22 protein-coding genes and 1 pseudogene are annotated in these 22082 nt (G+C 55.4%); 11 read left to right on the top strand and 12 right to left on the bottom strand.

Annotated features, from left to right (window positions below):
* Positions 1-15: 15 nt before the first annotated feature.
* Positions 16-768: a 5-oxoprolinase subunit PxpA gene (locus KUO20_RS14935; RefSeq protein ID WP_235040624.1), complete on the bottom strand. Its 753-nt coding sequence runs from the start codon at positions 766-768 to the stop codon at positions 16-18.
* A 320-nt stretch (positions 769-1088) separates the two neighbouring features.
* Here KUO20_RS14935 and KUO20_RS14930 point away from each other — a divergent pair, with 320 nt between their 5' ends.
* The 5 genes from KUO20_RS14930 (at position 1089) to KUO20_RS14910 (ending at position 5999) form a co-directional block, all read left to right on the top strand.
* Entirely contained in the window at positions 1089-2072 is a 984-nt protein-coding gene (locus tag KUO20_RS14930) for a TRAP transporter substrate-binding protein (protein ID WP_235040623.1), read from the top strand.
* A gap of 81 nt (positions 2073-2153) precedes the next feature.
* Complete coding sequence (locus tag KUO20_RS14925; protein WP_235040622.1) at positions 2154-2717, top strand: TRAP transporter small permease; 564 nt, start codon at positions 2154-2156, stop codon at positions 2715-2717.
* Positions 2718-2764: 47 nt separating this feature from the next.
* Positions 2765-4069: a TRAP transporter large permease gene (locus tag KUO20_RS14920; RefSeq protein ID WP_235040621.1), complete on the top strand. Its 1305-nt coding sequence runs from the start codon at positions 2765-2767 to the stop codon at positions 4067-4069.
* Positions 4070-4268: 199 nt separating this feature from the next.
* Entirely contained in the window at positions 4269-5174 is a 906-nt protein-coding gene (locus tag KUO20_RS14915; protein WP_235040620.1) for an NAD-dependent epimerase/dehydratase family protein, read from the top strand.
* Positions 5175-5261: 87 nt separating this feature from the next.
* Positions 5262-5999: an HAD family hydrolase gene (locus KUO20_RS14910; RefSeq protein ID WP_235040619.1), complete on the top strand. Its 738-nt coding sequence runs from the start codon at positions 5262-5264 to the stop codon at positions 5997-5999.
* Here KUO20_RS14910 and KUO20_RS14905 read toward each other — a convergent pair.
* The 9 genes and pseudogenes from KUO20_RS14905 to hemP all read right to left on the bottom strand — a co-directional run bounded on the left by KUO20_RS14905 (position 5971) and on the right by hemP (position 12858).
* The gene (locus KUO20_RS14905) at positions 5971-6714 is read right to left on the bottom strand and encodes a sulfite exporter TauE/SafE family protein (RefSeq protein WP_235040618.1); all 744 of its coding nucleotides are present in this window, start codon (positions 6712-6714) and stop codon (positions 5971-5973) included. The genes KUO20_RS14910 and KUO20_RS14905 overlap by 29 nt on opposite strands.
* Before the next feature lie 160 nt (positions 6715-6874).
* On the bottom strand, positions 6875-8230 hold the full coding sequence (mgtE, locus tag KUO20_RS14900) for a magnesium transporter (RefSeq protein ID WP_235040617.1): 1356 nt from the start codon (positions 8228-8230) through the stop codon (positions 6875-6877).
* 335 nt (positions 8231-8565) lie between these two features.
* On the bottom strand, positions 8566-9213 hold the full coding sequence (otnC, locus tag KUO20_RS14895; RefSeq protein ID WP_235040616.1) for a 3-oxo-tetronate 4-phosphate decarboxylase: 648 nt from the start codon (positions 9211-9213) through the stop codon (positions 8566-8568).
* Positions 9210-10496 carry a 3-oxo-tetronate kinase gene (otnK, locus tag KUO20_RS14890; RefSeq protein ID WP_235040615.1) on the bottom strand — a complete coding sequence of 429 codons (1287 nt, stop codon included), beginning with the start codon at positions 10494-10496 and terminating at the stop codon, positions 9210-9212. The genes otnC and otnK overlap by 4 nt, the downstream gene beginning before the upstream one ends.
* A 182-nt stretch (positions 10497-10678) precedes the next feature.
* A complete protein-coding gene (locus tag KUO20_RS14885) occupies positions 10679-11053 on the bottom strand; it encodes a YbaN family protein (RefSeq protein ID WP_235040614.1) in 375 nt (124 codons plus the stop codon).
* 286 nt (positions 11054-11339) lie between these two features.
* The gene (locus KUO20_RS14880) at positions 11340-12101 is read right to left on the bottom strand and encodes an ATP-binding cassette domain-containing protein (RefSeq protein WP_235040613.1); all 762 of its coding nucleotides are present in this window, start codon (positions 12099-12101) and stop codon (positions 11340-11342) included.
* Positions 12095-12223, bottom strand: a pseudogene (locus tag KUO20_RS14875) (iron chelate uptake ABC transporter family permease subunit); the annotation flags it as partial. The pseudogene KUO20_RS14875 and the gene KUO20_RS14880, both read right to left, overlap by 7 nt.
* On the bottom strand, positions 12202-12570 hold the full coding sequence (locus KUO20_RS14870; RefSeq protein WP_235040612.1) for a TonB-dependent receptor plug domain-containing protein: 369 nt from the start codon (positions 12568-12570) through the stop codon (positions 12202-12204). The pseudogene KUO20_RS14875 and the gene KUO20_RS14870, both read right to left, overlap by 22 nt.
* Positions 12571-12678: 108 nt before the next feature.
* Positions 12679-12858 carry a hemin uptake protein HemP gene (hemP, locus tag KUO20_RS14865; protein ID WP_235040611.1) on the bottom strand — a complete coding sequence of 60 codons (180 nt, stop codon included), beginning with the start codon at positions 12856-12858 and terminating at the stop codon, positions 12679-12681.
* A gap of 245 nt (positions 12859-13103) precedes the next feature.
* On the opposite strand from hemP, the gene KUO20_RS14860 reads away from it, so the two are divergent.
* Positions 13104-15239: a PhoX family protein gene (locus KUO20_RS14860; RefSeq protein WP_235040610.1), complete on the top strand. Its 2136-nt coding sequence runs from the start codon at positions 13104-13106 to the stop codon at positions 15237-15239.
* A 148-nt stretch (positions 15240-15387) separates the two neighbouring features.
* Here the strand turns inward: KUO20_RS14860 and KUO20_RS14855 are convergent, their stop codons facing one another.
* Complete coding sequence (locus tag KUO20_RS14855; protein ID WP_235040609.1) at positions 15388-16002, bottom strand: LysE/ArgO family amino acid transporter; 615 nt, start codon at positions 16000-16002, stop codon at positions 15388-15390.
* A 97-nt stretch (positions 16003-16099) separates the two neighbouring features.
* Between KUO20_RS14855 and KUO20_RS14850 the strand changes: the two genes are divergently transcribed.
* Entirely contained in the window at positions 16100-16987 is an 888-nt protein-coding gene (locus KUO20_RS14850) for a LysR family transcriptional regulator ArgP (RefSeq protein WP_235040608.1), read from the top strand.
* A 30-nt stretch (positions 16988-17017) separates the two neighbouring features.
* Here the strand turns inward: KUO20_RS14850 and KUO20_RS14845 are convergent, their stop codons facing one another.
* Complete coding sequence (locus tag KUO20_RS14845) at positions 17018-18052, bottom strand: LacI family DNA-binding transcriptional regulator (protein ID WP_235040607.1); 1035 nt, start codon at positions 18050-18052, stop codon at positions 17018-17020.
* Between the two features lie 193 nt (positions 18053-18245).
* Here KUO20_RS14845 and ltnD point away from each other — a divergent pair, with 193 nt between their 5' ends.
* The 4 genes from ltnD (at position 18246) to KUO20_RS14825 (ending at position 22078) form a co-directional block, all read left to right on the top strand.
* A complete protein-coding gene (ltnD, locus tag KUO20_RS14840) occupies positions 18246-19118 on the top strand; it encodes an L-threonate dehydrogenase (RefSeq protein WP_235040606.1) in 873 nt (290 codons plus the stop codon).
* Positions 19119-19167: 49 nt separating this feature from the next.
* On the top strand, positions 19168-19965 hold the full coding sequence (gene otnI / locus KUO20_RS14835; RefSeq protein ID WP_235040605.1) for a 2-oxo-tetronate isomerase: 798 nt from the start codon (positions 19168-19170) through the stop codon (positions 19963-19965).
* A 50-nt stretch (positions 19966-20015) separates the two neighbouring features.
* Positions 20016-20978 (top strand): D-erythronate dehydrogenase, encoded by a 963-nt coding sequence (denD, locus tag KUO20_RS14830; protein WP_235040604.1) that lies wholly within the window; start codon positions 20016-20018, stop codon positions 20976-20978.
* Between the two features lie 104 nt (positions 20979-21082).
* Entirely contained in the window at positions 21083-22078 is a 996-nt protein-coding gene (locus KUO20_RS14825) for a TRAP transporter substrate-binding protein (RefSeq protein WP_235040603.1), read from the top strand.
* Positions 22079-22082: the final 4 nt, after the last annotated feature.

Below are 22082 nucleotides of genomic sequence, written 5' to 3'. Positions count from 1 at the left end.
TTTGAATGCTCGGTTTCACGCCTGCTCCAACGCCTGAAAGGCCTCGCGGATGGCACGCACGGCGGCCACTGATTCGGGATTGTCGCCGTGAACACAAAGTGTGTCGCAGGCCAGCTGTAGCGGGGTGCCGTCAAGTGCGGTGAGCGGTTCGCCTTTTGCCAGCATCACCGCTTGATTGACGATAGTGTGCTGATCGTGATGAACGGCGTTGGGTAAACGCCGTGAGGCCAGATGGCCATTGGCATCGTAGGCGCGGTCAGCAAAGGTCTCGAACCATAGGGTAATGCCCAGCTTGGCGGCTAACGCGCGGTGCGGCGCAGCGTCGGCCGTCGACATCACCATCAGCGGCAGGCTGGGGTCATAGGCGCGCACGGCGCGCATCACGCCTTCGAGTAACGCAAGGTTAGCGGCCATGTCGTTATACAGCGCGCCATGGGGCTTTATGTAGCTCAACTGAGCGCCTTCCGCTTGGCATATGCCCGCCAGTGCGCCGACTTGGTAGAGCACCATGTCTTCGGCTTCTTCCGGGGAGCAGGCCATTGAACGGCGTCCAAAGCCCATTAAATCGGGGTAGCCTGGGTGCGCACCAATACGCACGCCGTGCTGGACAGCCAGTTTGACGGTGCGTCGCATCACATGAGGGTCAGAGGCGTGAAAGCCGCAGGCAATATTGGCGCAGTCGACATAGGGCATCACATCGGCATCTAAGCCGATGCTCCAGTTGCCGAAACTTTCGCCCATATCGCAGTTAAGCAGGGGGATGGCCATAGCGACTCCTGTTATTTGGGTGTGAGTAAGACGCATGCTGAAGGTTAATTCACCACCAATATATAAACATGATTTGCCCACTGCCAACCGTTTGTGGGAATAATAACGTAAGCCAGTGGATGGTGGGTCGGTTCATTCTAATGGCCTTGATGACGGGCGTGATAACAGCGTTGGTTAAGCTTCAGCGCTGGGAATGGTCTCGATGTTGCATGATGGTATGTTGTTTTATTGACGCAGAGGTATCGTACTCCTGTGTGTACGAGATTTGGGCCCAATACCATCAGTCACACATTACTAAAATGAATAAGAGGGTTCTCAAGATGCGCAAAACACTAACGTCTACACTGCTACTGGCAACTGCCTGCGGCTTAACGGTCACGGCTCACGCTGCCGAATGGACGATGGCCACGCCCTATGGCGATGCCAGCTTCCACACGCAAAATACCAAGCAGTTCGCCGACGATGTGGCAGAAGCCACCGATGGCGAGCTCACCATCACCGTTCATAGCGGCGGTTCATTGGTAGCGCATGGGGAAATTAAGCCGTCGGTTCGTCGAGGCACTATTGATGCAGGTGAAGTGTTTCTTTCGGTTCTGTCCAACGATGACCCTATTTTTGAAGTCGATACGCTGCCGGGCGTAGCGGGTAGCTACGATGATGCCTACGCGCTGTGGGAAGCCACCAAGCCCATGATTACCGAGCTGTTTGCTGATGAAGGGTTGATTCCTTTGTATGCGGTTGCTTGGCCCGCGCAAGGCATTTACACCTCAGAAGCACTAACCGACCCTGCGCAGTTTGAAGGGTTGCGCGTTCGTGCTCCTAATATCAACACCCAGCGCTTTGTCGATAACTTGGGCGGCAGCCCCACGGAAACCGAAGAATCTGATATTCCCACCGCGTTCAGCACCGGCCGAGTGGATGCCATGATTACCTCCAGCTCCACCGGCAGTTCCATGGCCGCGTGGGACTATGTAACGGATTACACCAATGCCAACCTGTGGCTGCCTAAAAATATCGTATTCATTAACCAGCGTAGTTTTGATGGTCTGGATGAAGCGACTCAGGACGCGTTAATGGAAGCCGCCGCTGAGGCGGAAAAACGTGGCTGGGAGATGAGCCAAGAAGATAACGATGCCAGTTTGGTCACGCTGGAAGAAAAAGGTGTTGCGGTTTCTGAGCCTAATGACGCTATATCCGCTGCCCTACAAGCGGCTGGCGACAAGCTGTTTGAAGACTGGCAGTCGCGTGCCGATGACGACGCTAAACAGGCACTGGAAGCCTATCGCGAGCAGCGGGATAGCTAATCCTCATCTTGATAGCTCTTGTGAGGGGCTGGTCTTGGCCAGACCCTCTGCTTTTCCCATGTGCTTCGCGAGACTATGAATATGACGTTTAAATTCGACAAACTCTATCGTCTGGGGGCTTGGGGAGCCGCGGCGTGTATGGTGGCTATCTGTGCGCTCATCGCGTTCCAGGTGACCTTTCGCTTGATCGATGCGCTGCTTGTACTGGTGGGATTGAGCCGCTTGGGCTTAAGTATTACCGGCGTTTCGGAACTGGCTTCTTACCTGCTGGTAGGGGCGACCTTTTTGGGATTGGCGTATACCTTTGTGCACCACGCCCATATTCGTGTGACGCTGCTGATTGCACGGCTGCCATCGGCAGTGCGCGTGTGGTTTGAAGTGTTTTGTTTGATCATTGCGCTGGCGATCAGCCTAATGCTGAGTTACGGCCTGATTGAGCTGGCAAGAGAAAGTTTGGCGTATAACGACGTTTCCTCAGGATTTTTGTCGATTCCGCTATGGATTCCCCAAACCGTGCTGGCGACGAGCGTTGGCCTGCTGTGTTTGGCCCTGATCGAAGCCCTGTTGATGGCATTGCGCATCGCTGCCCGCGACCCCTCAAGCTTTCGAGAGGCCACCGCGGCTGATGACAGTGAGGCGAGATAAGTGGCGATATTAATAATGCCTATGCCCTCAATTCAGGAGAGTATTTCGTGCTACTACTAAGCCTTGCTACCATTTTCACCCTCGTGCTACTGCTTGGCAGCGGTGTGTGGATCGCGTTTGCGCTGATCGGCACTGCCTGGATCGCGCTAGAGTTCTTCAGCTCATTTTCACCGGGCTCTATTCTGGCCTCGGATTTTTGGGGAGCCAGCTACGGCTGGGATCTTACTGCGCTGCCGATGTTTATCTGGATGGGCGAGATACTGTTTCGCTCGGGGCTCGCCGACAATATGTTTCGCGGCCTGTCACCCTGGCTAAACCGCCTGCCGGGTCGCTTGCTGCATACCAATATTATTGGTAGCGGGATGTTTGCCGCGGTGTGCGGCTCTTCCGCGGCGACCTGCGCCACGGTGGGCAAGATGACGCTACCAGAACTTGAACGACGGGGCTACGACAGCAATATGGCGATTGGCACATTGGCCAGCGCTTCGACGCTTGGGCTGTTGATTCCACCGTCTATCGTGTTGATCGTCTACGGTGTTGTGACGGAGCAGTCGATCTCCAGGCTGTTTATGGCCGGTATTGGCCCCGGTTTAATGATCCTGGCAATGTTTATGACCTATCTCATTTTATGGGCGCTGCTGAAAGGCAATCGTGAAGGGCTTACCGGTGAAGATGAGTCGGACATGAGCTTTGCGGAAAAGCTGCGTAATACGTGGTCACTGGTCCCTATTTTGCTACTGATTGGCGGCATTGTCTTTTCGATCTATGGCGGGCTAGCGTCGCCCACTGAGGCTGCTGCGGTGGGTGTGGTGCTATCGATTGTGATTGCACGTTTTAACGGCCACTTTGATCGCGATATTTTCAAAAACTCGCTGTTTGCCGCGGTTCGCACGGCCTGCATGATCGCGTTTATTATTGCCGGCGCCTCATTTTTAACCTCGGCGATGGGCTTTACTCAAGTGCCCATGAAGCTGGCCCAGGCGATTAGTGAAATGGGGCTTTCACCCACCATGCTGCTGGTAGCACTGACGCTGCTGTTGCTGGTGATGGGGTGTTTTCTCGACGGTATCTCGCTGATTCTGCTGGTGACGGCGATTATTATGCCGGTGGTGAGCGCTGCGGGCTTCGATTTGATTTGGTTTGGTATTTACCTGGTCGTAGTCGTTGAAATGTCGCAGATTACGCCGCCCGTTGGCTTTAATTTGTTCGTGATCCAAGGATTAACGGGTAAAGATATTCTGACCATCACCAAGGCCACGCTGCCGTTTTTCCTGCTGATGCTGCTGGCGATTGCGTTGATGCACATCTTCCCAGGCATCGTCTTGTATTTGCCACAGGCAATGAATCAATAAACGCACGGATTGGCCATGAACAAGCATCCAGGCTGCTTTGAAAATGCCTGGATGTTTAATAGGCATTTCTTAGTTGCCGCGCGGTTAACCACCTAATCTAATGCAACCGTCCTTTTAGCAAACCCTGTTCTCAATCAATCAGTACCGGACATTTCTTTGCTAAGGTGAAGTGGTTCGTTCTATTAATTAAGGAGTCTCCATGCGAATTCTCTTCACTGGCGGCAGCGGCAAGGCCGGTCGTCATGCTAGTGCTTATCTGCGCGATCAGGGCCACCGAGTCATCAATCTGGATTGGGTCGTGTCTGACGTGCCCGGTATCACCACCCTGAAGGTTGATCTGACCGACGCTGGCCAAGTATTTAATGCATGCCAAGCCTATGCAGGGATCGACGAGCTTGAACCGGGCACCGGCGTGCCGCGTTACGATGCTATTGTCCATTTCGCCGCTATTCCCGCTATCCTTCACCGGCCGGATAATGAAACTTACCGCATCAACACACTCAGCACTTACAACATTCTTGATGCCGCTACTCGGCTAGGCATTCCAAAGGTGATTTTTGCCTCCAGCGAGACCACTTACGGTATCTGCTTTGCTGATGGTGAGAAGGCACCGGACTATCTGCCTGTCGATGAGGAGCACCCCACCGTTCCCCAGGACAGCTACGCCATGAGCAAGGTGGTCAATGAGGTAACGGCACGTTCCTTTCAGGCGCGTTCGGGCATCGATATCTACGGTTTGAGAATCAACAACGTTATTGAACCGCATGAATATGTCGAGCTATTTCCGGCCTTCTTGGATCAACCGGCTATGCGCCGACGCAACATCTTCGCCTACATTGATGCTCGTGATCTGGGGCAAATGGTCGACTGTTGCCTGAAGACAGATGGTCTGGGTTACGAGGTATTCAATGTCGCCAATAACGATCTTTCGGTTGGCCTGACGAATGCCCAGGTGATTGAACGTTTTTACCCGAACGTGCCGGTCAGACGCGAGATGGGGGAGTTCGAGACTTTCTATAGCAATGACAAAGCGCGTCGCCTTGTCGGTTTCGCACCGTCTTATTCATGGCGGGATGCTTTACCGAGTGCTGATAGCGGGCGATAAATGGGGTGGGGCTAGCAGCGTCATCGTTTTGTCATGGCCTTTGGCATACTCTACTGACCGCCAACCCGCGATGAAAGGAGTGCTGCTATGCGCCTGGCCTTGTTTGATCTTGATGACACCCTTCTGGACGGAGACTGCAGCGCCCGCTGGAATTTATGGATGATAGAGCAAGGCTGGATAAGCGATGCCGAGACCTTTATGGCGCGCGCGGAGCAAATGCAGCGGGCCTATCACGCGGGTAAGCTTAAATTGGAAGAATATCTGGCGATGACGCTGGCGCCGCTGCGGGGCCGCCGCGTGGCAGATGTGGAAAAAGAAGTGGCGCGTTTTGTTGCCACACATCTGCAGCCGCGTATCTTTGAGCAAGCGTGGGGTTGCCTGGAGTCGCACCGTCAGGCAGGCGATACGCTGCTATTGATTTCTGCTTCCTCGCGCCATCTGGTTGAGCCGATTGCGGCCACGCTAGGCATTGAGCACGTGTTGGCAGTAGAGCTAAGCGTAGAAAACGGTATTAACGAAGAAGCGCGCTATACGGGCGGCAGCGAAGGTATTCTTTCGTATCGCGGTGGCAAAGTGCTACGTCTGAAGCAATGGTTGGCCGAACAACACGTTACTCCCAGTCACACTACGTTTTACTCAGATTCACGTAATGACCTGCCGCTGCTGCAATATGTGGATTGCCCCGTGGTGGTTAACCCCGACCATGTGTTGGCTGAGGTAGCGAGTGTAGAAGGGTGGCGGCGTTTAGACTGGCGAACGCCCTTAAGCGTTTTATCAGTGAATGAGCGTTTTTTGTCTATGTCAGCGCCTGCCAGATCAAATTAAAGCCCACCAAAAACATAGCCAAAATCACTAAGCGATAGAACAACGCTTCGTTAACCCGGCTTTGTAGCCACAGGCCGTTGCGCACGCCAATCCAGGCAATCGGCACCAGCACCAGCGAGGCCCAGGCACTGGTCACGTTAATCTCGCCAAGCCACATATAGGGCGCCAGCTTAATGACGTTAACCACCGCAAACGTTACTGCGCAGGTAGCGATAAAGGTCTCTTTAGTCAGTTTGCGTGGCAGCATATAAACGTTCAGCGGCGGCGCACCTGCGTGGGCCATAAAACTGGTAAAGCCGCAGATGGTGGCAGCCGGTAACGCCCATCGGGTGGAAATAGGTTTCTTGGCGACGGGTTTAAGCAGCATGTACGCAGCGAACAATAAGGTGATCGCACCGAGTGTCAGACGTAAGCCTTCTTCGCTTAGGCGGTCAAACAGCAGCGTCCCCACTGCAACACCGACGAACAGCCCCGGCACAAAGCGCCATACTTCGGCTATATCATGCTTTCCCCACCACGCTTTTACCGCAAACACGTCCATAACCAGCAACAGTGGTAGCAGCAGGCCCGCCGCTTGAGCGGGGCTAATCGCCAGCGCCATCAACGGCACTGAGAGCGTACCGAAGCCCCCCGCAAAACCACCTTTTGAGATGCCGGTCAGGTAAACGGAAAACACGATTAACAGCCAGGCGATGACGGAGTAGTCGGGCAGCATGAGGGGCCTCTGAAAAATGATTCACAAAAAAGCCCCGCATCGGCGGGGCTTGTCAGCATAGCATTAGATAAACGTTAGCGGGCGAATTGTCGTTTGAATGCCTGGAGTAAAAACCTCGTGAAACCGTAGCAAACATCTCAACGCATGCCCAGGGTATGCGTCACAGGATAATCAGCGTCGCGAGCCCTAAGAAGGATAAAAAGCCCACTACATCGGTAATGGTAGTCAAAATAACCGCTCCAGATAACGCAGGATCAATCTGTAGTTTTTTCAACACTATAGGAATGAAGACGCCCGATAAGTTGGCGAGACTCATATTGATAAAGATAGCTAGGGTGATCACTAGTGTAATCATGGCGTCGCCAAACCAGATATGGGAAATTAAGCCGACCACTAACGCCCAAACCAGGCCGTTACTCATACCCACCCACATCTCTTTGTTATAAAGCCAGCGGACGTTGTTGCCCGCGAGCTGGCCAAGCGCCAAGCCGCGTATAACCACGGTTAGAGTTTGACTGCCCGCAATGCCGCCCATGCTCGCCACTACCGGCATTAAAATGGCCAGCGCCACAATTTGATCTAATGCCGCTTCGAATTGCCCGATAACAAACGCGGCTAAAAAAGCCGTTAATAGATTAATGCCCAGCCAAATCCCACGACTTTTTGCACTGCGTAAAACGGGCGTAAAGACTTCCTCTTCGTCACTGATGCCAGACAAATGCTTTAACGTCATGTCAGCATCATCTTGCGTGATTTCGAGTACGTCGGTGGCATTTAACTGACCGACCAATAAGCCATCGCTATCGCAGACAGGCACGAAGTGGAGTTCTTTTGAGCGTAATAACGCTGCCGCATCACCGACTTTCATTTGGTCATTGAGTGTAAAAAAATCATCCATATAATCATCAACCACGGCGTCTTGTGGTTGTTTGATTAAATCGATTAAGGTCAGGGTGCCAAGCAGGCGCTTATCCTTATCGGTGATCATAATTTGCTGCGATTCATCATCGAGCAGGTGGTAGATGCGAATGTAGCGCTGCACGGCTTCTAGCGAGACGCCTTGTTTTACATTGACCGTTTCGGGGTCCATGTAACGACCCACCACGTCATCTTCATAGGCGTGAAGATTCTCAACCTGGGCGCGAATTTCTTGGTCTAAGCTGGCGTAAACGCTGGTTTTGATGGCCTCGTCAGCAACGTCTAATACCTCTGCGACTTCCTGTGCATCCAGCCCTTTAACAATCTGCTCTACATCGCTGGCGGAAAGGTCTTCGATATAGTCGGCACGAATCTCTTCATCGACTTCTGCCAGCACTTCACCAATGAATTCTTCAGGAACGTATTCCCAAAGCAAGTCGCGGGTTTTAGCAGGAAAAGACTCGAGTGTTCGCGCAATCTCTAAGGTGTCGAGCTCAGTAAATAGCGCTTTTAACGCCTTTGTATCTTCCTCGTCTAACCGCTTTTGAAGATACAGCAGTTGCTCTTCTGTATTGGTGTATTTTTCATCATCACGCATAAGCCTCATCCTTTGTGGCAGCTATTTTAATCTTATAGACAGGCTTGGTTGAAAGCTATGCATACGGCGTGACGGGAGTCGGTGAGCGATATGCCACCATAAGCGTTGCTTAATATAAGCTAGAGGATCGGAGGGGGCTTTTTAATAACCGTCATTTAGAAAGCCTCAGCTAATCGGCGCTATCAAAACGTACGATCAGACGAGGCATCAGGTCATTCACTGTTATGCTCTATGTTAGTCATGCCGGGTAGGGTTGGCGTGGCGCTAGATGGATGACGCCAGATCCACTCGGTTATGGGGCTATTTGAGGTGCTGTCGACCCATAAGGTGCCGATTTAATCTCTAGGAAAGCGTGCTTCCAGCTCAGCGACTTGCTCTGGCGTTAACCCCCGCGGGTTTTCGCCCCTCAGAAGCAGGTAAAGCTTGGCGGTCTCTTCTAGTTCTTCCGTGGCGTAGACTGCCGCTTCCAGATTCTTGCCGGCCACTACCGGGCCGTGATTGGCGAGCAGCACTGCGCTGTGCTTACCCGCTAAGCCGCGCACGGCATCGCCCAGCTTGGGGTCGCCCGGGATGTGATAGGGCACCAGCGGTAGTTTGCCCACGCGCATAACGTAGTAGGCGGTGAACGGTGGAATGCAGTCACACGGATTCACTTCCGGCAGGCACGAGACCGCCACCGAGTGGGTGGAGTGCAGATGCACAATGGCGCCGGACTGCGGGCGCTCTGCGTACATTGCCATGTGCAGAAACTGCTCTTTAGTGGGCTTGTCGCCGCTGAGCAGCTGGCCGTGTTGATCCAGGTGGGAAATTCGCGCCGGGTCCAATCGCCCCAAACAGGCATTAGTGGGCGTCATTAGCCAGCCGCCATCGGCTAGCCGTACGCTAATATTGCCGCTGGAGCCCATGGTCAGGCCACGATCAAACAGTGATTTACCCAGCGTGCTAATCTGCTCTCGCTGAGCGTTCTGATCGTGTGTGCTCATGCCAGCACCTCAAACGCCCGGGTGAAAAAGTCCACCCCGCCAAAGTTACCTGACTTAAGCGCCAGCGAGAGCGGCGCCTCGCGGCCGGGCCAAGGCGCCTGGGTCCAGGGCACGCCAGGGTCGATCTGCTCGCCTATGCGCAGCGTCGTGATACCCAGTGCAGAGACCACCGCGCCCGAGGTTTCGCCGCCCGCAACCAGCAATCGACCAACGCCTTCGTTGACCAGCGTGACGGCGAGCTGACTCAGCGCATCCTCTACCAGCTTTCCGGCACGCTCGATGCCCAAGGCTTGCTGAGCGGCGTTGACCTTATCAGGGTCTGCCGAGGCGTAAATCAGCGCTGGGGCATGTTGCTCCAAGCGCTCAAACGCGAAGGCCAGCGCCTGCTCCCACTGTTTGTCCCCCTCGTCCAACGAGAGTGGATCAAGCGCAAAGCCGCTCTCAGGATGGCGTTCGAGGAAGTTCGCCACTTGGGCCAGGGTTGCGCGTGAACAGCTGCCCGAGAGAACCAATGAACTGCCTGAGGCCGGCTGTAAACGCCCTGGTTCGGTAATCGTATCTAGCCAGCCTTGAGCACGGTACTGAGCCGGTAATGCTTGCCCTAGTCCAGAGCCGCCGGTGACTAACGGTAGCGATACGGTGGCTTCTGCCAGCACGCTGAGATCCTGCTCGTCTAACGAGTCGCAGATCACATGACGAACGCCTTGCTCCGCGAGTGCGGACAAATGATCACGCGTCGCGTCAGCGCCTTTGGCCAGCACGGCGCGGTTGGTTAAACCTACCGGATGTGCCGTCTGTCGAGAGAGGACGCGCACTAAATCAGCATCTTGCATCGGCGTTAACGGGTGATGCTGCATCCCGCTATCGTTGAGCAAGCGATCGCCTACAAACAGGTGGCCTTGATAGACCGTACGGCCGTTAATCGGAAACGCCGGCACCATGACGGTCTGTGATGCCCCTAAGGCATCTAGCAACGCATCGGCCACCGGGCCGATATTGCCCTGATCGGTGGAGTCGAACGTTGAACAGTACTTAAAGAACAGCTGCTTGGCGCCCTGGTCGCGCAGCCAGGCGAGGGCCGCCAGTGAATCGGCGATGGCCTCGTCTGGCGGGCAGGAGCGCGACTTCAGCGCCACCACCACGGCATCGACGTTGGCAAGGTCGAGCGCTTGCTGCGGTACGCCGATCACCTGCAGGCAGCGCATCCCTCCACGCACTAGATTATTGGCGAGGTCGGTAGCCCCGGTGAAGTCGTCTGCAATGGCGCCTAATACGATTGTCATACGTCGCTTCCGTCGTCAGGATTCAGGGCGTGGCGGCTTTTATGCGCGCACTGATTATGCACTCACAATACAGCACATGTTGATCGTTGTGCCGAGTAGGGCACGTTCAATAGTTTAGTGAACAGAATGATAAATGGCGTAGAAAATAGCAGGATCATACCGTTGACGATAAACAGGCCAGCTTACTTCGAAGAGGATGGTTCTGGGCGGGTTGCCAGCCACACCGCCACAATTACCAGCAGCGCGATAATGGAGAAGCTCCGCCAGCCAGGGCCGAGCGTCCAGCCGGTGATCAGCCCGCTCAATGCAATCATGCCAACGGCTGTCAGCTTTGCGGGCCGTGGAATAGCGCGCTCTTGCTCCCAGGTAATCAGCAGTGGGCCAACATAGTGCCTTGATCGAATCCAGGCCTCAAAGCGCGGCGAGCCTTTAGAGGCGCAGTAAACGGCGATCAGCATGAAGACGGTGGTGGGAAGTAAGGGCAAAAAAATGCCCAGTACACCGATGCTAAAACTCAGCGCTGCGATCGCTACCCACAATATACGTACTAGCGCCATAGATTCTCCCCGGGGACATGTCTGGATCACGATGTGTACCGACTCGTGTGTCCCTACTCTGTTTCTATTTTTTCATGCTAATGACCGGTAAGTGAATCGTTACTTATCGCTATTATGAACGAAGCCTGCGTCTTTATAGCGCAGGCTTCTATTTTTTTCATGCGTCGTGACCGTGAACTCGGCCAATAAGTAGAGCAAGCCCATCATGACTGCTTAGCCAAGTATGAGTCTAGAGCCTGCGAAGCAAGGGCGTACACGCTGTTTGCTCATCGCATAAATAAAAGCATCAAGGTCTAAGGGCAAGAAAAGGCGACGCTGCGGGGCTGGCGCGAATGAGCTGGAGTTCAGCTGCATAAATGTCAGCGATAGTGTCGAGACTGAGCACTTGGTTTGGTAAACCGTGGCTAATGCGCTGGCCTTTATTGAGCAACCACACCCGATCAGCGTAGGTGCTGGCCAGATTCAGGTCGTGTAGCACACAGACGACTGCCATCTGATGCTGTTCAGCCCAGACACGCAGCTGGCGCATGAGTCGCTGCTGTTGGCCAATGTCCAGTGCGCTTGTCGGTTCGTCCAGTAGCAGAAGCCCCCCATCCTTGGCGGTCGCAGAGCGTCTGGAGAGAACCTGGCAGGCGCCTCGCGCGACCATGACCCGCTGGCGTTCGCCGCCGGAAAGAGTGAGTGCACTGCGCTTAGCAAGATGGATGAGGTCTAAGTCATCGAGCAGTTCGGCAATGAGCGCTTTTTCTGGGTTACAGCCTAAGCACACTAACTCCTCCACCCGCCAATCAAAGCCTAGCGGCTCTTGCTGTACGACCAGCGCACGGCGGCTGGCGAGGGCGCCCACCTCCCATTCCTGTAGTAAACGACCATCCAGGCGGACTTCGCCCTCTTCGCAAGGGCGATAGCCTGACAACAGGCTGAGTAGCGTGCTTTTACCCGCACCGTTGGGGCCGACAATAGCGAGTAGCTCACCAGGGCGAATGGTGCCGTCGATGGGGGCTAAGGCGGGCGTCGTCGATAATCCTGCTTTATGCAGGGTCAGCATGACGGGCTCCGGCGCATCAATAAGTAAAGAAAGTAAGGCCCACCCAGGAGGCTAGTAAGAAGACCTACCGGAATCTCAGCCGGTGCGCCTAGCGTGCGTGCTAACGTGTCGGCGACGACGACGCGACGCTTGAGGCGCGAGGCATCCAGCCCTGCCGCACGCCGTCTAAACGTACCAGCACGCCTGAACGTCCAAAACCACGCATGCTCAAGGTTTGACCGTTGCGACGTCCCTGGCCAGCGACATGCAGGCCCGGCTGGCGGCTAAGGATGTCTTCCACTCGGCTAGCCGTTGCTAGCACCGCATCATTGCGGTTAATGATGTCGATAATCAGCGGCGCCCGAGAGAGGTCCGTCGGCGCGCGAGTGCCCGTCACCGTTACCGGATTAAGTTCGGCATCGCCTGCAAAAGCGGCGAGTAAAGGGAAAAGAGTGAGGCAAAGGCCGCTGAACGCACATGTGTATTTCATGAGCCGGATAGTTCCAACAAGAAGAGGTGGAATACATCGCTGGCTGAGTGCAGTCAGGCTGCAATTTGGCTGGTTGTTGCTGTATCAGTTTTTAAGATTAGGCCGTGCTTACGCGTTAAGGATTAACTTGCCACTTTTGGTCCGACGCAGGATATAGCGTCTTTGCTCATGATGAATGATCAGCTGGCCCGCGCTGCCCAGCAGCTCTTTACTCTCTACTTCACGCGCCACTATCGGCGCCACTACAGGCACATGACGTTGCTCAGCGCCCTCGTCGGGAAACTGCATGCGATAATGACTCCTGTGTTAATGATAACTATTAGCGTTAATTTAACAGAGTCGAGAATATCACTCAATAGCCTTTGGAGGGCAAGCGAGTGTTGTCATGCGACGACGGGCAGTAACAGTGCCAAAGTGTGTCCTTAATTTACCTACAGACAAACATGCAGACCGTCATCGCGCTGTCATTTAGCTCCGTTAGAGTCTTCTGAAATTTAGTCGTTGGCTGATAAACGATAAGAGGGAGACCCAAAATGAGTAAAGAGATCGAAGATCATCGGTTGTTTAACCAAAGCCGCAATGAACCATTTGCAGCGATATTGGCAAAGCATGTATCTCGGCGCGATGTGATGCGGGGCGGCTTGAGTATGGCGGCGGTCTCAATGCTGAGTTTTGGTGGCGCCGCTCAGGCACTTGCCTCAAACGGCACGCAAAAAACACCGCTTACGCTGGCGTTTGAAGCGGTTCGCGGGTCGCTCACTGATGCCATCATAGTGCCAGAAGGCTATGTAGCCCAGGTGCTGGTGCCTTGGGGTACGCCGCTCAGCGCTGGCGCTACATGGCAGGCTGACCAGCCGATGACGCCTGATCGCCAGGCAGCGAGCGTAGGCATGCACCATGACGGCATGGCCGGGTTTGCGCTGGATGCCGATAACGCATCGCGCCGGTTTGTACTGGCGCTCAATAATGAATATATCGATCAAGAGGCGCTGTGGGCACCTCAGGGTGGCCCGACGAATGCTGAAAGCGGTAAGCGACCCGCCGATGAGTCACGCACTGAGATCAATGCGCACGGTGTGACCCTGGTTGAAGTTGAGAAAGACGCTAACGGCCACTGGGCGCATGTGCCGGGGTCGGCCTATAACCGTCGCCTGACGAGTGCCACCGTGATGGATATCGCAGGCCCTGTGGCGGGTAGTGACTACGTCAAAACGCAGTTTTCACCGTCGGGGATACAGACCCGTGGCACCAACAATAACTGTGGCAATGGCGTCACTCCCTGGGGCACCTATATTGCCTGCGAAGAGAACTGGCCGGATATTTTCGTGAATCGTGGTGAACGTTTCCAGGACGATGCGCGCATCGGTATTCCTACCGATAAAAGCCGCTACGGTTGGGATACATCCGCAGGTGATGCCAGCGAACAAAACGACGAGTTTGGCCGTTTTGATATCACGCCCCGGAGCGAAAACGCGGCTGACGATTATCGCAACGAGGCGCGCTCGTTTGGCTATCAGGTGGAAGTCGACCCGTATAGCGATGCGCTCGCCGTTAAGCGCACGGCACTGGGCCGTTTCCGCCACGAAGGCTGCTGGCTGGGCAAGCTGGAAGCCGGTCAGCCGGTGGTGTACTACTCCGGCCATGATTCCCGCAATGAGTATGTGTATAAGTACGTCTCCGATGCTGCGTGGGATCCCGCCGATGCTAATCGCCCCGGCGAAGAGTACGACCGCCTGGCTATCGGTAGTAAATATATGGATAACGGCACGCTGTATGTGGCCCGTTTCCATGCCGACGGCAGCGGTGAGTGGCTAGCACTGACGCCTGATGCGACAACGCAAGATGGCCGCACGCTAGCCGTGGCGCTGGGCTTGGCAGACGATGACTACGCAGGAATTATTATTAATACCTGCGATGCGGCGGATTTTATGGGCGCCACACCAATGGACCGGCCAGAATGGGCGGCTGTCGACCCCACATCAGGCGAGGTGTACCTCACGCTGACCAATAACACGCAGCGTACCGCCGCAGAAACCGCACCGACGTTTACTAATACAGGTGACGACATTGAGCAGCTAGGGGTGGGTTATGACACAGCGCCCACCAATGCATCTAATCCGCGCGCCAATAACGAAGCGGGGCATATTATTCGCTGGCGCGAAAGCCGTTTGCCGAATGCCTTCACCTGGGAAGTGTTTGTGTTTGGTGCCGCGGCAAGCGATATGGATAACCACTCTGGCCTGAGCGAGATGAACCAGTTCGCAAGCCCCGACGGGCTGTGGTTCGATGAGCGTGGTGACGGTCAGGGCATTCTTTGGATTCAAACCGATAACGGTTATGACGGGCTAACGGAGTACACCAACGACCAGTTACTTGCGGTCGTACCCAAAGGGCTGGACGATATTCAAGGCACCGGCCCGGTGATTAATAGTAGCAATCAGCAGCAGCTAAAACGTTTCGCGGTAGGGCCTAACGGCGGCGAAGTCACCGGCATCTTTGCCACACCGGATAAGACTGCGCTGTTCATCAATATTCAGCACCCAGGCAACTGGCCCGCTGATGCTAACGCGCTGACTCAAGATGCCACCATGGTCGCCAGCGGTCAGGTGCGCCCTAGAGCCGCGACCGTGGTCATTCAGAAGCGCGACGGTGGCCCGGTGGGGGTGTAGGCAGCTAGCCACCATATCTTGATGTCATGTTAAAAGCGTCGAACCACTCCCAGGTTCGACGCTTTTTCTGCCGGGCATCCAACGCCTCAAAGGCACCGATCTTCAATGGGCGCTGATTGGTCCACTAAGCATCCTCCTGTCTATGGCCTTAAAGCCCACCCACAAGCAGCTGAAAGGCAATGGTCGCCATCATAATGGCCACGCCAATATCGATCAGTCGCCAAGTTAGTGGCCGTGATAGCCAGGGCGCTAGCCAGGAAGCTCCCAGGGCTAGCGCGCTAAACCATAGCGCCGAGCCGCTAGCTGCGCCCAGCGCGTAGGCGCTCGGCACTGGCTGCTGGGCACCTAGCGAGCCAATCAGTACGACCGTATCGAGATAAACATGCGGATTGAGCAGGGTCACGGCCAGTGTCGCCAGCATCACCGCGTGGAAAGAACGCGCCTGCGTGCCGTTTGCCTCAAGCGTAACGGGGCGCCAAGCGCGACACAGTGCTTGGCTTGCGTACCAAAGCAGAAAAGCAATGCCTCCCCATCGCGCAATGCCGAGCAGTAGCGGGCTTTGCATCAATATGCCTGCCAATCCGAATACGCCCGCGGCTACCAGCACCGCGTCGCAAACCATGCATACCAACGCTACGGCTAGATGATATTCACGGCGCAGGCCTTGTGAGAGCACAAACGCATTCTGAGCACCAATCGCCATAATTAGACCGATAGCGACCAGCAGGCCGTTGATATAACTTTGCCACACACCCTGCCACATAGCGCCCTACTTAATGTTGATGAAATTGTTGGTAAGTGTGCTGCCGCTGCGTGTATAAGGAAAACGAATATTGCTGATATACCATTAGGAAAATGAATTGCTTGATTACAAATTACTGGCGGCGTTAGCGGCAGTCGTCGAGCAGGGTGGTTTTGAGCGGGGATCACAAGCGCTGGGGCTGTCGCAGTCGGCTATCTCTCAGCGTATTAAGCTGCTTGAAGCACGCATTGGCCAGCCTGTGCTGATTCGAGCGACGCCGCCCGCGCCGACCGATGTTGGCCGTCGATTGCTCAATCATGTGCAGCAGGTGCGCTTGCTTGAACGCGACCTTCAAGACCAAGTGCCAATGCTCGATGACGCCATGCCGGAGCGTCTACGTCTAGCGATCAATGCTGACAGTTTGGCGACGTGGTGGGCGGCGGCGGTTGGCGGTTTTTGCGCCCATCAAAACGTACTGCTGGAGCTGATAGTCGAAGATCAGGAAGTGGGATTAAAGCGCATGCGCGCTGGTGAGGTCGCGGGCTGCGTATGCGCCGCCGAGCGCCCGGTGGCGGGAGCGAATAGCGAAGTGCTGGGCGTTATGCCCTATCTTGCCGTGGCAAGCCCAGCCTTCATCGCGCGGTATTTCGCAGGTGGCGTTCGGGCGCAGGTTTTACCCCAGGCGCCCGCTATCGTCTTTGGTGCAGATGACTTACTGCAGCATCGCTATTTAGCAACGTTTGGCGTAACGGGCAGCTTTGCCTATCACCTGTGTCCCTCTTCTGAGGGCTTTGTACGCTTGCTCGAAAGTGGGCTTGGCTGGGGAATGGTGCCGGAGCTGCAAGTGCGTAATGAGTTGGCGCAAGGCAAGCTAGTGGAGCTGATTCCAGGACGATCCATCGACGTGCCGCTGTACTGGCACTCCTGGCGTAATGGCGGGCGCCTGCTATCCGGTTTGACGCAGCACCTTCGCCGCACAGCGTTAAAAGTGTTGGTGCCGCTTTAGTGATCCGTGCCAAGTGTAGAGAGTGTCGGCTTAAGTACTGCCACCCGCTTGGAGGGTAAAGCCAACATCATGCTGGCGGTGTTCAACGGCTTTGCCGCTGAGCCGCTGTACTAAGACGCTGGCGGCTAAACGCCCCATCTCTTCTCTGGGTGAGAGAATAGTGGTGAGCTGTGGCGTTACGTGTTGGCCTAGCGGCAAACCATTGAATCCGGCAATGGCGATATCTTCTGGCACCCTTAGGCCTTGGCGCTGGGCGGCAAGCAAAGCGCCTGCGGCCAAGTCGTCGTTAGCGAAGTGGATGGCTTGAGTTTGCGGGTAGTGTGCCAGCACCTGGGCTAGGCCTTCCGCGCCAGCCTGCAGGCTACCCAGCGTGTTTAGCTCTACCAGCGGTGCTGCAAGCCCGTTCGCTTGCAGCACCGCTTTATGGCCTTCAAAGCGCATGCCTGCGCGATAATCCTGAGACAGACGAGCACCGACATAAACAATATGGCGATAGCCTTTTTTAATAAGGTGATGAGCCATGCAGCGCCCTGCGGCCACATGGTCGAGCCCAACGTTCAGATCCATCGCTTTGCCCAGCTCCATCACCTCCATAATGGGATAGTCCCAGTTGGCGAGCAGCGTATGACATGCCTGGTTATGGCGCAGGCCTGCAGTGACCAGTGCCGAGCATGACCAGCCCAAAAAGGTGCGCACCAGCTGATATTCACGATCCAGGTCGTAATCGGTATTGCCGAGCAGGATTTGGTAGCCCTGTGTCTCTAGCGTTTCTTGAAGCCCCTGAATAACCTCAACAAAAACAGTATTAACCAGCGAAGGCACAATGACCGCAATTAGCCGTGAGCGGGAAGAAGCTAAGCTGCCTGCGATTAGATTAGGGACATAGCCTAAACGCTCCACCGCGTCATGAACGCTGAGCCGAGCGCGGTCGCTCACTTTATCGGGATGATTCAGCGCTCGCGAGGCGGTAATCGGTGATACGCCTGCGGCCTCAGCCACTTGGCTAAGCGTGACCTGATCGGAGCGGCGGCGCTGTTTAGTGCCGCTGGTAGGCTCTTTAGACATTGGTCGCGCATCCCTCATGTTCAGCTTGTCGATACGCAAAGAATAATCTAGAAAGGATGGTAGCGCTATCATTCGCAGCACTGCTATAGCCAGTACAGCGACAGCCAATACAACCGCAGCGAGGTACCGCCAGGTGAGTGAACGTAGCCAACAAGCCCTTCGGGTTGGAGTCATAGGCCTAGGCGTTATGGGGATGGGAACCGCTACCGCCTTGCTTCAGCGTGGGCTTAATGTGACAGGCTGTGATATTTCGCAGGCAGCCCGCGAAGCCTTCACGGCAGAGGGTGGCAAAAGCGTTGCAACGCCTGCAGAGCTTGCCGACTGCCATATTGTGCTGGTGGTAGTTGTTAACGGCGGCCAGGTTGAGCAAGTGTTGTTTGGTGAGCAGGGAGTCGCCGGCCATTTGGCACCGGACAGCCTCGTTATGCAGTGCGCGACGGTGGCGCCTAGCCAAGCAAAGCAGCTTGGCAAGCGCTTAGCGGCGGAAGGCTTAATGATGCTTGATGCCCCGATTAGCGGCGGGGCGGCTAAAGCGAAAAGCGGTGACTTATCAGTGATGGCGTCCGGTTCGCCCGAGGCGTTCAGCTACGCTCAGCCTGTGCTTGATGCCATGGCAGCCAAAGTCTATCGCCTAGGCGATGCGCCGGGCGTTGGTTCTAGTATGAAGCTTGTGAATCAACTGCTGGCCGGGGTGCATATTGCCACCGCTGCTGAAGCGATGGCGCTAGGTATTCGGATGGGGCTCGACCCAGAGGTGATTTTTGACGTCATTAGCCATTCGGCAGGCAACTCTTGGATGTTTGAAAATCGCGTGCCGCATATTCTAAGCGGTGACTATACGCCGCTTTCAGCGGTGGATATTTTCGTTAAAGATCTCAATATCGTGCATCAAACCGGGCGGGAATTGGCGCTAACCACGCCGATCGCGGCTAGCGCGCTGCAGCTGTTTACCGCTGCCAGCGGCGCAGGTTTTGGACGTGAAGACGACTCGGCGGTGATAAAAGTGTATCAGCGTTTATCGGGCATCACGTTACCTGAAGCGGCTAACGATGCCTGCGGAGGCTGAGAGCAATGCAGCCCATAAAAACAGCACCGCTATTCAAAAGAGCCCCGCGATGATTCGACTAGCCGCCAACCTCAGCATGCTATTTAACGAGCATACCTTTTTAGACCGCTTTTCAGCCGCCGTAGAGGCTGGTTTTAAGGGCGTGGAGTACCTGTTTCCGTATGCGTTTGCTGCGGAAGAATTACGCCATGCGTTGGCAGAAACGCAGTTGGAACAAGTGCTGTTCAACCTGCCTCCAGGCGATTGGGATGCGGGTGAAAGAGGCTTGGCGAGCCTGCCGGGGCGCGAAGGTGAATTTCGTGACTCGGTAATTGAGGGCCTACGCTACGCTGAAACGCTCAACTGCCCGCGGATACATGCCATGGCAGGGCTGCTACCGCAGGGCGCCGATGCCGATACCGCGGCTGAGCATCACGCGATCTATATCAGCAATTTGCGCTATGCGGCGCGCGAGGCGGCGAAAGTCGGCCGAGATATCCTGATCGAGCCCATCAATACTCGCGATATGCCCGGCTTTTTTCTGTCTCGCCAAGCCCAGGCCATAGCGGTACTCGAAGAGGTCGGGGCAGATAATGTGAAGCTTCAGTTTGACCTTTATCACTGCCAGATTATGGACGGTGATTTGCTACGTCATCTTGAGCGCCAGTTTAGCGCCATCGGCCATATTCAGATTGCGGGTGTGCCAACGCGTCACGAGCCTGACGTTGGGGAAGTGCATTACCCCGCCCTTTTTGAGCGTATGGGCACCTTGGGCTATAGCGGCTGGGTCGGCTGCGAGTATCGTCCGCAGGCAGACACCCGCTCAGGCTTAGGCTGGGGTAAGCCGTGGGGTTTAACGGATCGCTGAGCTAACTTCAGCTGAAGACACAATAACAATTGCCACATAGGATCGACACAATGCATATCGCTATTACCGGGGCGGCCGGCTTTCTCGGCCAGCGCTTAGTTCAGCAATTACTGGCGCGAGGCGAGCTTCGTCAGCAGCCTATCACCCGGCTAACGCTGATTGACCAAGTTGAGGCGCCGCAGCCATCACAAAGCAATGTCTCGGTGACATCGCTGGCAATCGACATTACTAAGCTCGGTGCGCTGGATAGCGTGCTGGATCAACGCCCTGACGTTATTTATCACTTGGCCGCGGTGGTGAGCTCCGCCGCCGAGGCAGATTTTGACCTGGGGATGCTGGTCAATTTTGATGCCACGCGAGCGCTCCTAGAAGGTTGCCGTGCTCGTGATCTGAGTAACACTCGCTTGATCATGGCAAGCTCCGTGGCTGCTTATGGCGGTGATTTGCCCGAAGTACTTGATGATATGACCGCTTTGCAGCCGCAAACGTCTTACGGCACGCAAAAGGCGATGTGTGAGCTGTTAATTAACGACTACAGCCGTCGTGGGTTTATCGATGGCCTTGTGCTGCGCCTGCCAACGATTGTGATTCGCCCTGGGCGGCCGAATGCAGCGGCCTCAAGCTTTGCCTCAAGTATTCTGCGTGAGCCTTTGAACGGTGAGAAGGCCGTTTGCCCTGTCTCGATAAACCAGGCGCTGTTCGTGATGTCGCCGGACAAGGTGATTGATGCGCTGGTACAAGGGGCCGATATTGCTCAAGAGGCGCTCGGTAAATTCCGCGCGTTCATCCTGCCCGGCATCACCACCCATGTCGCTGAGATGCTGGATGCTTTGCAGGAGGTCGCCGGGCCAGAGGCGGTAGCGCTTGTGCATCATGAGCAGGATCCTCGCATTGAGCCCTTAGTGGCTAGCTGGCCCGCCCGCTTTGAAACGGCGAAGGCTACTCAGCTTGGCTTTGTCGGAGATCGTGACTTCCGGCAGATTGTTGATGCCTATGTGGCCGAGTATCACTGATGTCGCTATTCCTAGATGTCACGACGCCTAGTTGATGGGCGAGCAATAAGGGGAGCCAAGACTCCCGTCATCCTTACTAATAAATACAACGAAGGAGCATCACCATGACCACTCGTTTCACTCAACGCACGCTCGTAACGGCCATCGGCACCGCTATCGCCCTGACGGGGCTTGCGTTTCAAGCCCAGGCAGCCACGGAAATCAGCGTGGGCTACGCCATCTCCAGCAACTCCCACTACGGCGAGGGCTCGCGCGCCTTTAAAGAAACATTAGAACGCCTTTCTGACGGCGAATTTACCGTGTCGGATCATCCTAGCGGCTCACTTGGCGGAGAGCGCGCCATGATCGAGGGGCTGCAGATCGGTACCGTCGATGTCGTGATCACCTCTACCGGGCCGCTGGGTAACTTTGTTCCGGAAACCTATGTGCTTGACCTGCCATTTTTGTTCACTAGCTACGAGCAGGCGCGGTGTGTGCTTGATGGCGAGATCGGTCAGGAGCTGCTGGATAAAATGGGCGAGCACGATTTGGTTGGCCTGTCCTGGTCGGAAAACGGTTTCCGTCATATCACCAATAGCCAGCGTGCCATCGCTGCGCCTGAGGACGTAAGTGGCCTGAAGATTCGCACCATGGAGAACCGTATTCACCAGCAGGCTTTTGAAGGATTAGGCGCAAGCCCTACGCCGATGGCCATGCCTGAACTGTTCACCGCGCTGCAACAGGGCACGGTCGATGGCCAAGAAAACCCGATTGCGGTCATTGTTGCCGCGAATCTTTACGAAGTGCAGGACCAGCTGTCTCTAACGGGTCATGTTTACTCGCCTGCTATTCTGCTGGGCTCCCCGGTGCTACTTGATGGGCTGAGTGATGAAGAACGAGAGTGGTTCGATGAGGCCGCTCAAGCCGCCACCGTCGCTACGCGTGCTGAGGTGTCACGGTTAGAAGAAGAAGGCGTCGCGTTTCTACAAGAACAAGGCATGACAGTGACGGACAAGATTGATCCAGCGCCTTTCCAAGAGGCCGTCGAGGATGTCTACTCTCGCTTTGTTGAGCAGTACGGCGATGACATGCTAGAGCGCATTCGTAACAGCAGCTGCTGAGCCC

The organism is Vreelandella profundi, assembly GCF_019722725.1.
In the GTDB taxonomy this organism is placed as follows: Bacteria; Pseudomonadota; Gammaproteobacteria; order Pseudomonadales; family Halomonadaceae; genus Vreelandella; species Vreelandella profundi.
This window is presented reverse-complemented; position numbering and strand designations above follow the sequence as displayed.

Coding starts and splice junctions, on each gene's coding strand:
- KUO20_RS14845 (WP_235040607.1), bottom strand. CDS start 18,052: ATGTCTAAAGAGCCTACCAGCGGCACTAAACAGCGCCGCCGCTCCGAT.
- hemP (WP_235040611.1), bottom strand. CDS start 12,858: ATGCAGTTTCCCGACGAGGGCGCTGAGCAACGTCATGTGCCTGTAGTG.
- otnI (WP_235040605.1), top strand. CDS start 19,168: ATGATTCGACTAGCCGCCAACCTCAGCATGCTATTTAACGAGCATACC.
- mgtE (WP_235040617.1), bottom strand. CDS start 8,230: ATGCGTGATGATGAAAAATACACCAATACAGAAGAGCAACTGCTGTAT.
- KUO20_RS14825 (WP_235040603.1), top strand. CDS start 21,083: ATGACCACTCGTTTCACTCAACGCACGCTCGTAACGGCCATCGGCACC.
- KUO20_RS14860 (WP_235040610.1), top strand. CDS start 13,104: ATGAGTAAAGAGATCGAAGATCATCGGTTGTTTAACCAAAGCCGCAAT.
- ltnD (WP_235040606.1), top strand. CDS start 18,246: ATGGGAACCGCTACCGCCTTGCTTCAGCGTGGGCTTAATGTGACAGGC.
- KUO20_RS14870 (WP_235040612.1), bottom strand. CDS start 12,570: ATGAAATACACATGTGCGTTCAGCGGCCTTTGCCTCACTCTTTTCCCT.
- KUO20_RS14925 (WP_235040622.1), top strand. CDS start 2,154: ATGACGTTTAAATTCGACAAACTCTATCGTCTGGGGGCTTGGGGAGCC.
- otnK (WP_235040615.1), bottom strand. CDS start 10,496: ATGACAATCGTATTAGGCGCCATTGCAGACGACTTCACCGGGGCTACC.
- KUO20_RS14855 (WP_235040609.1), bottom strand. CDS start 16,002: ATGTGGCAGGGTGTGTGGCAAAGTTATATCAACGGCCTGCTGGTCGCT.
- KUO20_RS14935 (WP_235040624.1), bottom strand. CDS start 768: ATGGCCATCCCCCTGCTTAACTGCGATATGGGCGAAAGTTTCGGCAAC.
- KUO20_RS14910 (WP_235040619.1), top strand. CDS start 5,262: ATGCGCCTGGCCTTGTTTGATCTTGATGACACCCTTCTGGACGGAGAC.
- KUO20_RS14930 (WP_235040623.1), top strand. CDS start 1,089: ATGCGCAAAACACTAACGTCTACACTGCTACTGGCAACTGCCTGCGGC.
- KUO20_RS14915 (WP_235040620.1), top strand. CDS start 4,269: ATGCGAATTCTCTTCACTGGCGGCAGCGGCAAGGCCGGTCGTCATGCT.
- denD (WP_235040604.1), top strand. CDS start 20,016: ATGCATATCGCTATTACCGGGGCGGCCGGCTTTCTCGGCCAGCGCTTA.
- KUO20_RS14880 (WP_235040613.1), bottom strand. CDS start 12,101: ATGCTGACCCTGCATAAAGCAGGATTATCGACGACGCCCGCCTTAGCC.
- otnC (WP_235040616.1), bottom strand. CDS start 9,213: ATGAGCACACACGATCAGAACGCTCAGCGAGAGCAGATTAGCACGCTG.
- KUO20_RS14885 (WP_235040614.1), bottom strand. CDS start 11,053: ATGGCGCTAGTACGTATATTGTGGGTAGCGATCGCAGCGCTGAGTTTT.
- KUO20_RS14905 (WP_235040618.1), bottom strand. CDS start 6,714: ATGCTGCCCGACTACTCCGTCATCGCCTGGCTGTTAATCGTGTTTTCC.